Here is a 13,121-nt window from a genome sequence, read left to right on the forward strand (position 1 = left end):
CGAAAACCTTCCTCCCGCTCCCCGCCGTACGGTGGGACGCAACACCAGCACATCAAGGAGAATCCAGTGGCCGAGCTGTTCTACGACGACGACGCCGACCTGTCCATCATCCAGGGCCGCAAGGTCGCGGTGATCGGTTACGGCAGCCAGGGCCACGCCCACGCGCTGTCGCTCCGTGACTCCGGTGTCGACGTCCGCGTCGGTCTGCAGGAGGGCTCGAAGTCTAAGGCCAAGGCCGAGGAGCAGGGCCTGCGGGTCGTCTCCGTCGCCCAGGCGGCCGAAGAGGCCGACCTCATCATGATCCTGACGCCGGACCCGATCCAGGCCCAGGTCTACGAGGAGTCCATCAAGGACCACCTGAAGGAGGGCGACGCGCTCTTCTTCGGCCACGGCCTGAACGTCCGCTACGGCTTCATCAAGGTGCCCGAGGGCATCGACGTCGCCCTGGTCGCCCCGAAGGGCCCGGGTCACCTGGTCCGCCGTCAGTACGAGGAGGGCCGCGGCGTCCCGTGCATCGCGGCCGTCGAGCAGGACGCGACGGGCAACGCCTTCGCGCTGGCGCTCTCGTACGCCAAGGGCATCGGCGGCACCCGCGCCGGCGTCATCAAGACGACCTTCACCGAGGAGACCGAGACCGACCTGTTCGGTGAGCAGGCCGTCCTCTGCGGTGGCACCGCGGCCCTGGTCAAGGCGGGCTTCGAGACCCTGACCGAGGCCGGCTACCAGCCGGAGATCGCCTACTTCGAGTGCCTGCACGAGCTGAAGCTCATCGTCGACCTCATGTACGAGGGCGGCCTGGAGAAGATGCGCTGGTCGGTCTCCGAGACCGCCGAGTGGGGCGACTACGTCACCGGCCCGCGGATCATCACCGACGCCACCAAGGCCGAGATGAAGAAGGTCCTCGCGGAGATCCAGGACGGCACCTTCGCCAAGGAGTGGATGGCCGAGTACCACGGCGGTCTGAAGAAGTACAACGAGTACAAGACCCAGGACGCCAACCACCTCCTGGAGACCACCGGCAAGGAGCTGCGCAAGCTCATGAGCTGGGTGAACGACGAGGAGGCGTAAGCCTTCACGGCGGGGGCCGGACACCGTGTCCGGCCCCTTGCCGCATCGTTGGACACCCCGTCCAACCACGGACGGGTGATCCTTCCAACGAGGCGCATGAACGGCGCCCGCGCACCACTACACTTCTCAACAACATCGCGTCTGGCCCACAGCGTCGTGCGCTTTCACGCGGCAAGCCCCCTCCACCGCCTGCGGCCGTCGGGACGGCCGTCCGCACTGCCTCTGTGAGGACTCACGTGAGCTCGAAACCTGTCGTACTCATCGCTGAAGAGCTGTCGCCCGCCACCGTCGACGCCCTGGGCCCGGACTTCGAGATCCGGCACTGCAACGGCGCCGACCGGGCCGAGCTGATCCCCGCCATCGCCGATGTGGACGCCATCCTGGTCCGCTCCGCGACCAAGGTCGACGCCGAGGCCATCGCCGCCGCCGAGAAGCTGCGGGTCGTCGCCCGCGCCGGCGTCGGTCTGGACAACGTCGACGTCTCCGCCGCCACCAAGGCCGGCGTGATGGTCGTGAACGCCCCCACGTCGAACATCGTGACCGCGGCCGAGCTCGCCTGCGGCCTCCTCGTCGCCACCGCGCGCAACATCCCGCAGGCCAACACCGCGCTCAAGAACGGCGAGTGGAAGCGCTCGAAGTACACGGGCGTCGAGCTCAGCGAGAAGACCCTCGGCGTCGTCGGCCTCGGCCGCATCGGCGTCCTGGTCGCCCAGCGCATGTCCGCCTTCGGCATGAAGATCGTCGCGTACGACCCCTACGTGCAGCCGGCCCGCGCCGCCCAGATGGGGGTGAAGCTGCTGGCCCTGGACGAGCTCCTGGAGGTCGCCGACTTCATCACCGTCCACCTGCCGAAGACCCCGGAGACCATCGGTCTCATCGGCGACGAGGCGCTGCACAAGGTCAAGCCCTCCGTCCGCATCGTCAACGCCGCGCGCGGCGGGATCGTGGACGAGGCCGCGCTGTACTCGGCGATCAAGGAGGGCCGGGTCGCCGGCGCGGGCCTCGACGTGTACGCGAAGGAGCCCTGCACGGACTCCCCGCTCTTCGAGCTCGACCAGGTCGTCTGCACCCCGCACCTCGGCGCCTCCACGGACGAGGCCCAGGAGAAGGCCGGCATCGCCGTCGCCAAGTCGGTGCGCCTGGCGCTCGCGGGCGAGCTGGTCCCGGACGCGGTCAACGTCCAGGGCGGCGTCATCGCCGAGGACGTGAAGCCGGGTCTGCCGCTCGCCGAGAAGCTCGGCCGGATCTTCACCGCCCTCGCGGGCGAGGTCGCGGCCCGCCTCGACGTCGAGGTCTACGGCGAGATCACCCAGCACGACGTGAAGGTGCTCGAACTCTCCGCGCTCAAGGGCGTGTTCGAGGACGTGGTCGACGAGACCGTGTCGTACGTCAACGCCCCGCTGTTCGCGCAGGAGCGCGGTGTCGAGGTCCGTCTGACCACCAGCTCCGAGTCGCCCGACCACCGCAACATGGTCACCGTGCGCGGCACCCTGTCGGACGGTCAGGAGGTCTCGGTCTCCGGCACGCTCGCGGGTCCGAAGCACCTGCAGAAGATCGTCGCGGTCGGCGAGTACGACGTGGACCTCGCGCTCGCGGACCACATGGTCGTGCTGCGCTACGAGGACCGCCCGGGCATCGTCGGCACGGTCGGCCGGATCCTCGGCGAGGCCGGTCTGAACATCGCCGGCATGCAGGTCTCCCGCGCGGAGGAGGGCGGCGAGGCGCTCGTCGTGCTCACCGTGGACGACACCGTCCCGGCGGCCGTGATCGCGGAGATCGCGGAGGAGATCGGCGCGGCCTCGGCCCGCTCGGTCAACCTGATCTGACGCACGCCCCCCGGGGCTCCCGTACCCGGTCGATAGACGCTCGTCTTACACAAGCGTCTATCGACCGGGTACAGTGCTGTCATGGGACACAAGGAAGACCTGCTCGAAGGCGCCAAGCGCTGCCTCCTGGAGAAGGGGTACGGGCGCACCACCGCGCGCGACATCGTCGCCGCCTCGGGCACCAACCTCGCCTCCATCGGTTACCACTACGGCTCCAAGGACGCCCTGCTCCAGCAGGCCTTCCTGGCCGTCACCGAGGAGTGGGGGGAGCGGGTCAGCCCCCCGGAGGACGGGGGCGAGGGCGAGGCCCCGGAGCTGCCGGCCGATCCGTACGCGCGCTTCCACGCCGTCTGGGCCCGGCTCATCGCCGCGGCGGAGGTCAGCCGCCCGGTCTGGAAGCTCCAGACCGAGGTCGTCACCCGCCTCGACGACGACGAGAAGCTCCGCGAGGCGATCAAGGAGCCGCAGCGGGAGGGGCGCCTCGGCATCGCCGAGGGCATGCTCGGCATCGACCCGGAGGCGGACCCGGAGAAGGCCCGGGTGGCCGGCCTGCTGCTCCAGGCCCTGGCGACCGGCGTCATGATCCAGTGGATGGTCGACCCGGAGACGGCCCCCAGCGCCGACGACCTCACCGAGGGGCTCAGGGTGCTGATGGGGGAACGGTAGGAGCGGAGCCCGGTCCGATCCGGAAGACGGGTCCGGGCCCGGCTCAGCGCCACGGGATGTTCCGCCAGGGGCTTCCCTCGTACTCCGTCAGTCCGCGGTGCGCGGCCACGTTCCCCTCGTGGAACCGGCCGTACTCCTCCCCGTCGAAACGCAGCACCCGCCCGAGCGCGTACCCCGCCGAGTACTCCTGCCAGGACCCGTAGGCCGACCGGGCGAGCGCCCCCGCGTGGACGATCGCCTGTTCGGCCTCGGGCGGCGTGCAGAAGCGGGCCGACAGGCCCCAGCGGGCCAGGTTCACCGCACGGCCGTAGTCGTACGCGACCGTCCTGCGCACCCGCCCCTCCGGCGGCAGCAGCCCGTCGGCCCGGAACCGGGCCTCGTAGCGCACGATGCGGCGCACCAGCTCCTCGACGTGCCGCACCGACGCCGGGCTCGCGCCCAGGTCCTGGGCGTGCCCGGCCGCCGTCTCGCGCCACTCGTCGGCCGAGGGCACCGCGCCCCGCCCGGCTCGCAGCTCCTCGCGGACCCGGAGGGCGAAGTCCGGCTCCGGCGGGCTGTTGCGCCCGTCGAGGAGCGCGTCCAGTTCCTTGCGCCAGCCCGCCGGGTCCGTGACGCCCCAGGCGTCGCGGAGCGCTTCGAGGTCCTCGGTGTAGCTCCGGTAGGCGGAGCCGACGTCGTTCCACGGGACGCCGTTGACGAAGGCCAGATGGGCGCCGCAGGCCAGGCCGAAGGCGAGCGGACCGTGCAGGGGCCCGTGCCGCAGGGCGACGAAGCGGTCGTCCCAGCCGTGCTCGCGCTCGCCGTAGGCGCGCAGCCACCCCGCGCGGTGCTCGGGCGTCGTGGGCAGCAGCAGCTCCCCGGGGGTGCCGCCGTTGACGGCGAGCAGAGCCCGGGGGTCGCGCCAGGTCGCCTCGGCGGCCCAGCGGAGCGTGATCCGGTGGAACACCCAGTCCGGGTGCCAGGGCGGCAGCATCCCGCGGGTGAGGACCGGCCGGACGAGGAGTCCCCTCGGCGTCTGCTGGTGCCTCCAGTAGATCGAGTCGGGTTCGGCGTCCACCTCGGCCCTGGGGGCGAGGACGAAGAGCTCGGCTCCGGCGAGGACGCGGATCTGCTCCGTGAAGTCGCCGCGCAGCACCGCCTCGTACAGCCGCTGCTCGGTCTCGGACGGCGGGACCCACGGGACGCCGTGGGGTGGTCCGGGGTGGTGGGGGTTCATGACCACGGGATGTTCCGGTAGGGGCTCGAAGGGTCCTGGGTGAGGATGCGGTGGAGGGTCGCGGACTCCTGGTACACCGGCTCGGCGTCCCCCACGTCGAAGTGGATCAGGCGGGCGAGCAGATAGCCGAGCGAGAACGCCTCCCAGGAGTCGTACGCCTGCCGGGCGGCTTCGAGGACCCTCAGCACGGACCGCTCCGCCTCCGGCGGGTCGCAGTACCGCGCGCCGAGGGCGAGCCGTACGACGTTCACGGCGCGGCCGTGGTCGAAGGCGGCGAGGGTGTCGACCCGGCCGTCCGGCGGGAGCAGCCCGTCGGCGCGGAACCGCTCCTCGTAGCGGACGATCCGGCGCAGGAACTCCAGGGCCTCGGCCCGGCCCTCGCCGTAGGGGTTATCCCGCTCGAACGCGTCCGAGACCTCCGCCGCCCACCGCTCGTCGGAGGGCGCGGTGCCGAGGCGTGCGGCGAGTCGGCGCCGGATCCCCAGGACGGCCTCGGGGACCCGGCCGACGAGCCGGGTCGCGATCAGGGTCCGCAGTTTCTCCCGGAAGTCCCCCCGGTGGTGGACGTCCCAGGGATGCCGCAGCCGCGCGACGTCGCTCGGGTAGTCCTCGTACTGGGCGCCGAGCCCGTTCCACACCAGGCCGTTGAGCACGGCGAGGTGCGCGCCGAGCGCGAGGGCGTGCGCGACCGGCCCGTGCAGATGGGCGCCGGCGTGGGTGAGCAGCCGCAGCCGCGCGGGTCCGCCGCCCCGGGCGCCCGCCTCCTGCCAGGCCCGCCGGTCGGCGGGCCTGGCAGGCAGAGCGGCCTCGAAGGGGGTGTCCGGGTTGACCGCGAGCCACCATCGGTCGTGCGGCCACGCCGCGGCGAGCCGGTCCAGGGTGGTCTGCTCGAACACCCAGTCCGGGTGCCAGGGCGGCAGCATGCCCTCGGTCAGGACCGGTACGACGGTGCGCCGGGCGGCCTTGTCGCGGTGGCGGGGGAGGGGCGGGGTGTGACCGGGCACGTCGGCGTGCAGCCGGGCGAGGAGCACGTAGAGGCGCGTCCGGCCGAGGGCGTCCAGGACGGCCGCCCGGTCCCCGCGTGCCCCGGCCTCGTACAGCAGTTGCTCGGTGCGCGTCGGCGGCGCCCAACTCCCCGTGGTCATAGGGTGATCCTACAAACCCGCGATCCTGCAAATCCGCCCGGAGGGGCGGGTGTTCAGAGCCGGGCGGCCTTGAGCGCCATGTGCAGCAGCAGGCGGTCCTCGCCGGCGTCCAGGTCGAGGCCGGTGAGTTGTTCGACCCGGGAGAGGCGGTAGTAGAGCGTCTGCCGGTGGATGCCCAGGGCCGCCGCCGCGCGGCCCGCCTGGCCCGCGTGGTCGAGGAACACCTCGGCCGTGCGGGCCAGTTCCGTGTGCGCCGGGGTGAGCAGGGCGCGGACCGCCGGGTCGGGCTCGGCCGGGGGCAGGGCGGTGAGCAGCCGGTACGGGCCGATGGCCGCCCACTCGGCGACCGGGCCGAGCAGGGGCTGCACGAGCGCGGCCCGCGCCCCGGAGCCCGCCTCCCGCCACGCCGTGTCGAGCTCCGCGAGCCCCCGCCGGGGGGTGGCCACGCCCGCGACGGCGGCGGGGTCGGCGGAGCCGCGCAGCCGGGTCGACGCGGTGGTGGCGGGGGAGAGGTTGTCGGCGGACCGCAGACGCACGAGAACGGCGAGTGCACGGGCGGCCCCGCCGTCCGCGGGAGCGTATGGGCCGGGTCCCGTCCCGGCGTCGGGGCCGGGGGCGGTGCCGGGACGCCCGGAACCGGAGCCGGTGGGGGAGGCCTGGCCCGAGGACTGGCGGCCGGGGGCGGGGTGCGCGCCCGTGCCGGTCCGGGGCGCCGGGCCCGTCGCCGGAGCGGGGCCGAAGGGGGTGCCCGCGACCGGGCCCGCCGCCGGGCGCCACGGCAGGGTGCACAGGGCCGCCGCGCCCGGGACCGTGCGCGGCGACGGGGTGTCCTCCGTCGGCCAGGGCGCCACGCACACCACCGTGTGGAGGCCCTCCGCGTCCGGGCCGAGGGCGGTCCGCAGGGCGGTGAGGGCCATGTCGTACTGCCAGCCGCGCTCCGCCGTCAGGGCGGCCCGCAGCTCCCGCGAGAGGTCCGCGCCCGCCCGCTCCTCGTCGGCGAGGAGTTCGCCGATGCGGGCGGCGACCTCCATCGCGGCGGTGAGCTGCGCGTGCGAGGGCCCCGGCTCGGCGTCGAGCAGCCACACGTACCCGAGGACGACCCCCCGGTGGCGTACGGGGAGACAGATGCGGTCCCGGAAGACGCCGGCGTCCGGGGCGGCCGGGATGCGGACCGGGCCGGTCGCCCGGGTGATGCCGAAGCCCTCGAACCAGGCGCGGACCGCCGGCGAGGACTTCCGGGTCAGGATCGAGCGGGTCCTGACCGGGTCCATGGCGCTGTCGTCGTCGCTGTCGTGGGCCCCGAAGGCGATCAGGCCGAAGTCGCGGTTCTCCAGTGTCGCCGGTTCGCCGAGCAGCGCCGAGATCTCGTCCACCAGCTCCTGGTAATCGCCCTTCACGGCCACATTCTCGCACCCACTCCCCGGCCTGTCAGACATATGTATGAGAGGCGGGCCACGGATGCGTGACAGCTGTAGATGGCGGACGATCGGAGCGATCCATAGGTTTCACGGTGGTTCTCCGTGCTGTTCCCGGTTCGTTCCCTTGATCCGGTTATGGCCCCGTCCTACCTTTGCCCTTTGGAGGTGCCCCGTGCTGGGTCCCGTGATCCTCGCCGCGTCGCGCAGCGACAAGATGCGCCGTCTCGTTTCGGCCGCCCCCGGGACCAAGCAGGTCGTCGCCCGCTTCATCGCCGGCGAGACGGTCGACGACGTCGTCCCGATCGTCTCCGAGCTGAGCGGCCGCGGCCTGGAGGTCACCCTCGACGTCGTCGGCGAGGACATCACCACCGTCGAGCAGTCGTACGCCGCCCGGGACGCCTACCTGGAGCTCATCGGCCGCCTCAAGGAGCTGGGCCTCGGCGCCCGCGCCGAGATGTCCGTGAAGCTGTCGATGTTCGGCCAGTCCCTGGAGAACGGCCACGAGCTGGCCCTCGCGAACGTCCGCCCGGTCGTCGAGGCCGCCGCCGAGATCGGCACCACCGTCACCCTGGACGCCGAGGACCACACCACCCTCGACTCGATGTTCGCCATCCACGAGGAGCTGCGGAAGGACTTCCCGCAGACCGGCTGCGTCATCCAGGCCTACCTCTTCCGCACCGAGGACGACGCCCGTCGCCTCGCCGCGAACGGCTCCCGCGTCCGGATCGTGAAGGGCGCCTACAAGGAGCCCGCCTCCGTCGCCATCCAGGACAAGCCCGAGATCGACAAGGCGTACGTCCGGATCATGAAGATCCTGATGGACGGCGAGGGCTACCCGATGATCGGCTCGCACGACCCGCGCCTGATCTCCATCGGCCAGGAGCTGGCCCGCCGCGCCGGGCGCAAGCTGGACGAGTACGAGTTCCAGATGCTGTACGGCATCCGCAGCGAGGAGCAGAACCGGCTCGCCGCCGAGGGCCACCGCATGCGCGTCTACACGGCGTACGGCACCGACTGGTACGGCTACTTCATGCGCCGCCTCGCGGAGAAGCCGGCCAACCTCCTCTTCTTCGTCCGCTCCATCCTCACCAAGGGCTGAGCCCACCTCTCACAAGGAGTATCGAGACTCATGGACGCTGTCACCCAGGTCCCCGCTCCGGTCAACGAGCCGGTGCACAGCTACGCCCCCGGTTCCCCCGAGCGCCTCCGCCTGGAGACCAAGCTCAAGGAGCTGGCCGAGAACCCGCGCGAGCTGCCGATGACCATCGGCGGCGTGAAGCGCCTCGGTGGCGGCGAGGAGTTCAAGGTCGTCCAGCCGCACAACCACAAGGCCGTCATCGGCACCTTCCGCGGCGCCACCGAGCAGGACGCCCAGGACGCCATCGACGCCGCCCTGGCCGCCGCCCCGGCCTGGCGCGCGATGTCCTTCGACGACCGCGCCGCGATCATCCTGCGCGCCGCCGAGCTGCTCGCCGGCCCGTGGCGCGAGACGCTGGCCGCGTCCACCATGCTCGGCCAGTCCAAGACCGCCCAGCAGGCCGAGATCGACACCCCGTGCGAGCTCGTCGACTTCTGGCGCTTCAACGTGGCGTACGCCCGCCAGATCCTCGCCGAGCAGCCGCCGGCGAACTCCCCGGGTGTGTGGAACCGTCTGGACCACCGCCCGCTGGAGGGCTTCGTCTACGCGATCACCCCCTTCAACTTCACCGCCATCGCGGGCAACCTGCCCACCGCCCCCGCCCTCATGGGCAACGTGGTGGTCTGGAAGCCGTCCCCGACGCAGACCCACTCCGCCGTGCTCCTCATGGAGCTCCTGGAGGAGGCCGGCCTGCCGAAGGGCGTCATCAACCTGGTGACCGGCGACGGCATCGCCGTCTCCGAGGTGGCCCTGAACCACCGCGACCTGGCCGGCATCCACTTCACCGGCTCGACCAAGACCTTCCAGCACCTGTGGAAGACGGTCGGCAACAACATCGAGAAGTACCGCTCGTACCCGCGGATCGTCGGCGAGACCGGCGGCAAGGACTTCGTCGTCGCCCACCCCAGCGCCGACCGCGCGGTCCTGAAGACCGCGCTGACCCGTGGCTCCTTCGAGTTCCAGGGCCAGAAGTGCTCCGCGTCCTCCCGCGCCTACATCCCGGCGTCGATCTGGAACGACGGCTTCAAGGAGGAGTTCGCGGCCGAGGTCGACGGCATCACCATGGGTGACGTCACCGACCTGTCGAACTTCATCGGCGCCGTCATCGACGAGCGCTCGTTCGCCAAGAACAAGGCGGCGATCGACCGTGCCGCGGCCGACCCGAGCTGCACGATCATCGCCGGTGGCACCTACGACGACTCGGTGGGCTACTTCGTCCGCCCGACCGTCATCGTCTGCGACGACCCGGAGAACGAGGTCTTCAAGGCCGAGTACTTCGGCCCGATCCTCGCGATCCACGTCTACGAGGACGACAAGTACGACGAGATGCTGACCCAGATGGAGTCGGTCTCGGACTACGCCCTCACCGGCTCGGTCATCTCCGGTGACCGCGCCGCCGCCGCGTACACGATGGAGAAGCTCCGCTTCGCCGCGGGCAACTTCTACATCAACGACAAGTCGACCGGCGCCGTCGTCGGCCAGCAGCCCTTCGGCGGCGGCCGCGCCTCCGGCACCAACGACAAGGCCGGTGCCCCGCAGAACCTGATGCGCTGGACGCTGACCCGCGCCATCAAGGAGACGCTGGTCCCGCCGACCGAGTACGGCTACCCGCACATGGGCTGACGCCTCCCGCCTCGTCGAGGCCTCTGATCACCGCCCCCCTCCCCGGTCCCCCAACCGAGGACGGGGGCGGTTCTCATGCGGTGGGCTTACGCTGCTGGGAGGGGGCTCGGCGAGGAGGCACGACATGCCCGGTTCGACGACCATCGGCCCCGGTCACGGGGTCGACGCGATCGAGCACATCGACGCGCTGCGGATGCTGTCCCTGATGAAGGAGCTGCACCGGCTGCTGACCGTGCAGGGATCCGAGCGGCTCACGGACGCACAGGTCGCCGCCCTGTTCGAGAGCGACGGCCGCCATCGGGAGGGTTTCACCGACTGGGTGGAGCGCATGACCCGCGACCTGGAGAGGGCTACGGCCTGAGGACGCGCCGCCCGAGGAAGTCGCCGATCAGCTCCGCGATCGCCGGCGCGTGGGTCTCCAGGGCGAAGTGGCCCGTCGGCAGCAGATGGATCTCGGCGTCCGGGAGGTCGCGGCGGAAGGCCTCGGCGCCGGCGGGGACGAAGACCTGGTCGCCCTCGCCCCAGACGGCGAGGAGGGGGACCCGGGAGGTGCGGAAGTACTCCTGGAAGGCCGGGTAGAGGGCGAAGTTGGAGCCGTAGTCGGCGATCAGGTCCAGTTGGATCTCGTCCTGGCCCGCGCGGGCCATCAGGGCCGCGTCGTGGTGCCAGGCGTCGGGGCTGAGCAGGTCCCGGTACGCGGCGGGGACGCCCGTCTCGTACTGCCAGCGGATGCCTTCCGGGGAGCGGATGGCGCGGACCGGCTCCTCGGTCTCGGGGGTGCGCTCCTCGATCAGGGCGAGGACGGGGGCCCAGGCCTCGGCGCCGAGGCCCTCCTCGTAGGCGTTGCCGTTCTGGGTGACGATCGCGGTGATCCGCTCGGGGTGGGCGAGGGCGAGGCGCAGGCCGATGGGGGCGCCGTAGTCCTGGATGTAGAGCGCGAACCGGTCCAGGCCGAGGGCCTCGGTGAACTCGGAGGTCAGCGCGGCCAGTCCGGCGAAGGTGTAGGCGAAGTCGGCGGGCGTCGCGCTGCGGCCGAAGCCCAGGTGGTCGGGGGCGATCAGCCGGTACCGGTCGGCGAGCAGGGGGATCAGGTCGCGGAACATGTGCGAGCTGGTGGGGAAGCCGTGCAGCAGGAGCAGTACGGGGGCGTCGGCCGGTCCGGCCTCGCGGTAGGCGATCTCGTGGCCCCGGACGGTGACGGTGCGGTGGTGGGTCGGCAGCACGGACATCGTTCTAACCCCTCAGTTGTCGCTCACTGGTTATGAGGCGACTCAAGCAGAGGCAGGGCTAACCTGTCAATGTGCTTTTAAGGGTTAGGTGAATGTGGGAGGGTGAGGCATGACCGTGAGGATCGCGCCCACCCATGAACTCGGTGCCGCCCGGCTCCGCTCCGTACGCGAGATGCTCGACGCCGCCTTCGAGGGCGACTTCTCCGACGAGGACTGGGACCACACCCTCGGCGGCCTCCACGCCTGGATCGAGGACGAGCGGGGCGTCGCCGCCCACGGCGCCGTCGTCCAGCGCCGGGCGCTCCACCGCGGCCGCTCGCACCGCGTCGGATACGTGGAAGGGGTCGCCGTCCGGCGGGACCGCCGGCGGCAGGGGCTCGGCGGCGCGGTGACGGCCGGGCTGGAGCGGGTGATCGACGGCGCGTACGCCTTCGGGGCGCTCGGCGCCTCCGACGAGGGGGCCGCGCTCTACCGGGCGCGCGGCTGGCGGGTCTGGGAGGGGCGCCTCGAAGCGCTCGGGCCCGAGGGGATCGTCCGCCTCGCCGAGGAGGAGGGCTTCGTCTTCCTGCGCCCCTCGGCCGGCCGGGCCCTGCCGGACCCCGCCGCCCCGCTCGTCTTCGACTGGCGGGACGGCGACGTGATGTGAGGGAGCGTCAGCCCCGGTCGCCGGTCTTCTGCCGGACGTCGCCCGCCTTCGTCTCCAGGTGGGAGGTGTACACGGCGGAGAGCGCCGACGTGACGGCGACCGTGATCGCGAGCCCGGAGGCACCGATCCCTCCGACGAGGAACGAGGTCATCGCGCCGCCGACCAGGAGGCACCACACCACGAGCACCGCCTTGCCCCGGCGGCTCAGGAACAGCCACCGGCGCGGGGCGGCCGGCGGCGCCTCCACGGCGCCCGCCGGTCCGGCCGTCGCCGCGCGCGGCCGCTTGAAGTAGCCGTACACCAGCCACTCGCCGCACAGCTCCCAGCCCTCCGGCGTGAGCTCGTCGAGGACCCGGGCCCGCCTGCGGCCGGTGATCACCTCGCGGCGGTACTCCCAGGCGAGCGCGACCCCGGGCACCCGGCGGCAGACGAAGCGGCCGAGGGGGTCCAGGCCCTCCACCTCCCAGCCCTGGGCGCCGTGGACGGCCAGCATCCGGCGGTCGTTGAAGAGGTCGGCGGTCCACGTCCAGTGCTCCGCCGCCTCGTCCGGCTCCCCGGGGGCCGGGGCGAGTCCGCCCAGCCGGGCCGCGAAGTCCTCGGCCGGCCCGAACTCCTCCTCCGGGGAGGTTCCCGTCTCCGCGAGGTGCCCGCGCAGCTCGTCGGCGGTCCGGGCGATCTGCTCCTCGGGCACCCCCGCGGCGCGCAGCGCGGCGGTCAGCTCGTCGAAGTAGGCGTCGGTGGTCATGGTGCGGTTCCCCCTGCGTGCAGTTGCGTCCGTACGGCCCGGTGGAACTCCGACCAGGCCTCACTCTCGGCCGCGAGGTGTGCCCGGCCCGGGTCGGTGAGCCGGTAGTAGCGGCGCCCGGGCCCGCGCTCGGCGGCGCGGAACTCGGCCTCCACCAGGCCGGCCTGCTCCAGGCGGTTCAGTACGGGATAGAGCGTCCCGCCCTTGATCTCGCCCAGGCCCGCCCCGTCGAGCGCCTTCGCGATCTCGTACCCGTAACTCTCTCCCCCGGTCAGGCAGGAGAGGACGAGCAGGTCGAGGACTCCCTTGAGCCAGCTGGATCTGCGGTCTGCGGCCATGTGCACATCAGATCACTACCTAGGTAGGAATGCAATCTAGGTACCGATGCCCATCCCGGTGTC

13 protein-coding genes are annotated in these 13,121 nt (G+C 72.1%); 7 read left to right on the forward strand and 6 right to left on the reverse strand.

Annotated elements, in window-relative coordinates; genetic code table 11:
• Nucleotides 1-66: 66 nt before the first annotated feature.
• The 3 genes from ilvC (at nucleotide 67) to ACIGW4_RS20560 (ending at nucleotide 3,560) form a co-directional block, all read left to right on the forward strand.
• On the forward strand, nucleotides 67-1,068 hold the full coding sequence (gene ilvC / locus ACIGW4_RS20550; protein WP_123455533.1) for a ketol-acid reductoisomerase: 1,002 nt from the start codon (nucleotides 67-69) through the stop codon (nucleotides 1,066-1,068).
• Nucleotides 1,069-1,304: 236 nt separating this feature from the next.
• Nucleotides 1,305-2,894 carry a phosphoglycerate dehydrogenase gene (gene serA / locus ACIGW4_RS20555; protein ID WP_123455534.1) on the forward strand — a complete coding sequence of 530 codons (1,590 nt, stop codon included), beginning with the start codon at nucleotides 1,305-1,307 and terminating at the stop codon, nucleotides 2,892-2,894.
• 81 nt (nucleotides 2,895-2,975) lie between these two features.
• Nucleotides 2,976-3,560 carry a TetR/AcrR family transcriptional regulator gene (locus ACIGW4_RS20560; protein ID WP_399582140.1) on the forward strand — a complete coding sequence of 195 codons (585 nt, stop codon included), beginning with the start codon at nucleotides 2,976-2,978 and terminating at the stop codon, nucleotides 3,558-3,560.
• Between the two features lie 43 nt (nucleotides 3,561-3,603).
• On the opposite strand, the gene ACIGW4_RS20565 is transcribed toward ACIGW4_RS20560, so the two are convergent.
• Genes ACIGW4_RS20565 through ACIGW4_RS20575 form a run of 3 tightly spaced genes read right to left on the reverse strand, consistent with a single transcriptional unit; the run spans nucleotide 3,604 to nucleotide 7,318 of the window.
• On the reverse strand, nucleotides 3,604-4,776 hold the full coding sequence (locus tag ACIGW4_RS20565; RefSeq protein WP_399582143.1) for a DUF1266 domain-containing protein: 1,173 nt from the start codon (nucleotides 4,774-4,776) through the stop codon (nucleotides 3,604-3,606).
• The gene (locus ACIGW4_RS20570; RefSeq protein WP_399582146.1) at nucleotides 4,773-5,921 is read right to left on the reverse strand and encodes a DUF1266 domain-containing protein; all 1,149 of its coding nucleotides are present in this window, start codon (nucleotides 5,919-5,921) and stop codon (nucleotides 4,773-4,775) included. The genes ACIGW4_RS20565 and ACIGW4_RS20570 overlap by 4 nt, the downstream gene beginning before the upstream one ends.
• 53 nt (nucleotides 5,922-5,974) lie before the next feature.
• Nucleotides 5,975-7,318: a helix-turn-helix domain-containing protein gene (locus tag ACIGW4_RS20575; protein ID WP_399582149.1), complete on the reverse strand. Its 1,344-nt coding sequence runs from the start codon at nucleotides 7,316-7,318 to the stop codon at nucleotides 5,975-5,977.
• A gap of 193 nt (nucleotides 7,319-7,511) precedes the next feature.
• Between ACIGW4_RS20575 and ACIGW4_RS20580 the strand changes: the two genes are divergently transcribed.
• The 3 genes from ACIGW4_RS20580 (at nucleotide 7,512) to ACIGW4_RS20590 (ending at nucleotide 10,461) form a co-directional block, all read left to right on the forward strand.
• Nucleotides 7,512-8,438: a proline dehydrogenase family protein gene (locus ACIGW4_RS20580; protein ID WP_123455539.1), complete on the forward strand. Its 927-nt coding sequence runs from the start codon at nucleotides 7,512-7,514 to the stop codon at nucleotides 8,436-8,438.
• A gap of 30 nt (nucleotides 8,439-8,468) precedes the next feature.
• Nucleotides 8,469-10,100 carry an L-glutamate gamma-semialdehyde dehydrogenase gene (gene pruA / locus ACIGW4_RS20585; RefSeq protein WP_123455540.1) on the forward strand — a complete coding sequence of 544 codons (1,632 nt, stop codon included), beginning with the start codon at nucleotides 8,469-8,471 and terminating at the stop codon, nucleotides 10,098-10,100.
• 124 nt (nucleotides 10,101-10,224) lie between these two features.
• Complete coding sequence (locus ACIGW4_RS20590; RefSeq protein WP_123455541.1) at nucleotides 10,225-10,461, forward strand: hypothetical protein; 237 nt, start codon at nucleotides 10,225-10,227, stop codon at nucleotides 10,459-10,461.
• Here the strand turns inward: ACIGW4_RS20590 and ACIGW4_RS20595 are convergent.
• Complete coding sequence (locus ACIGW4_RS20595; protein WP_185094639.1) at nucleotides 10,451-11,329, reverse strand: alpha/beta fold hydrolase; 879 nt, start codon at nucleotides 11,327-11,329, stop codon at nucleotides 10,451-10,453. The two genes, ACIGW4_RS20590 and ACIGW4_RS20595, sit on opposite strands and share 11 nt — an antisense overlap.
• A gap of 109 nt (nucleotides 11,330-11,438) precedes the next feature.
• Here ACIGW4_RS20595 and ACIGW4_RS20600 point away from each other — a divergent pair, with 109 nt between their 5' ends.
• The gene (locus ACIGW4_RS20600) at nucleotides 11,439-11,975 is read left to right on the forward strand and encodes a GNAT family N-acetyltransferase (protein WP_123455542.1); all 537 of its coding nucleotides are present in this window, start codon (nucleotides 11,439-11,441) and stop codon (nucleotides 11,973-11,975) included.
• A gap of 7 nt (nucleotides 11,976-11,982) precedes the next feature.
• Here the strand turns inward: ACIGW4_RS20600 and ACIGW4_RS20605 are convergent, their stop codons facing one another.
• Together ACIGW4_RS20605 and ACIGW4_RS20610 are read right to left on the reverse strand one after the other, a co-directional pair.
• On the reverse strand, nucleotides 11,983-12,720 hold the full coding sequence (locus ACIGW4_RS20605; RefSeq protein ID WP_398707634.1) for a hypothetical protein: 738 nt from the start codon (nucleotides 12,718-12,720) through the stop codon (nucleotides 11,983-11,985).
• On the reverse strand, nucleotides 12,717-13,058 hold the full coding sequence (locus tag ACIGW4_RS20610) for a PadR family transcriptional regulator (RefSeq protein WP_123455544.1): 342 nt from the start codon (nucleotides 13,056-13,058) through the stop codon (nucleotides 12,717-12,719). Before ACIGW4_RS20610 ends, ACIGW4_RS20605 begins: the two co-directional genes overlap by 4 nt.
• Between the last annotated feature and the right edge of the window lie 63 nt (nucleotides 13,059-13,121).

This window comes from Streptomyces sp. NPDC053513, assembly GCF_044544765.1.
GTDB classification, from domain to species: domain Bacteria; phylum Actinomycetota; class Actinomycetes; order Streptomycetales; family Streptomycetaceae; genus Streptomyces; species Streptomyces litmocidini.

What these genes read in the sequence shown, in the direction of transcription:
- ACIGW4_RS20560 (WP_399582140.1), top strand. Translation starts at nt 2,976, where the DNA reads ATGGGACACAAGGAAGACCTGCTCGAAGGCGCCAAGCGCTGCCTCCTG.
- ACIGW4_RS20565 (WP_399582143.1), bottom strand. Translation starts at nt 4,776, where the DNA reads ATGAACCCCCACCACCCCGGACCACCCCACGGCGTCCCGTGGGTCCCG.
- ACIGW4_RS20570 (WP_399582146.1), bottom strand. Translation starts at nt 5,921, where the DNA reads ATGACCACGGGGAGTTGGGCGCCGCCGACGCGCACCGAGCAACTGCTG.
- pruA (WP_123455540.1), top strand. Translation starts at nt 8,469, where the DNA reads ATGGACGCTGTCACCCAGGTCCCCGCTCCGGTCAACGAGCCGGTGCAC.
- ACIGW4_RS20590 (WP_123455541.1), top strand. Translation starts at nt 10,225, where the DNA reads ATGCCCGGTTCGACGACCATCGGCCCCGGTCACGGGGTCGACGCGATC.
- ACIGW4_RS20595 (WP_185094639.1), bottom strand. Translation starts at nt 11,329, where the DNA reads ATGTCCGTGCTGCCGACCCACCACCGCACCGTCACCGTCCGGGGCCAC.
- ACIGW4_RS20600 (WP_123455542.1), top strand. Translation starts at nt 11,439, where the DNA reads ATGACCGTGAGGATCGCGCCCACCCATGAACTCGGTGCCGCCCGGCTC.
- ACIGW4_RS20605 (WP_398707634.1), bottom strand. Translation starts at nt 12,720, where the DNA reads ATGACCACCGACGCCTACTTCGACGAGCTGACCGCCGCGCTGCGCGCC.
- ACIGW4_RS20610 (WP_123455544.1), bottom strand. Translation starts at nt 13,058, where the DNA reads ATGGCCGCAGACCGCAGATCCAGCTGGCTCAAGGGAGTCCTCGACCTG.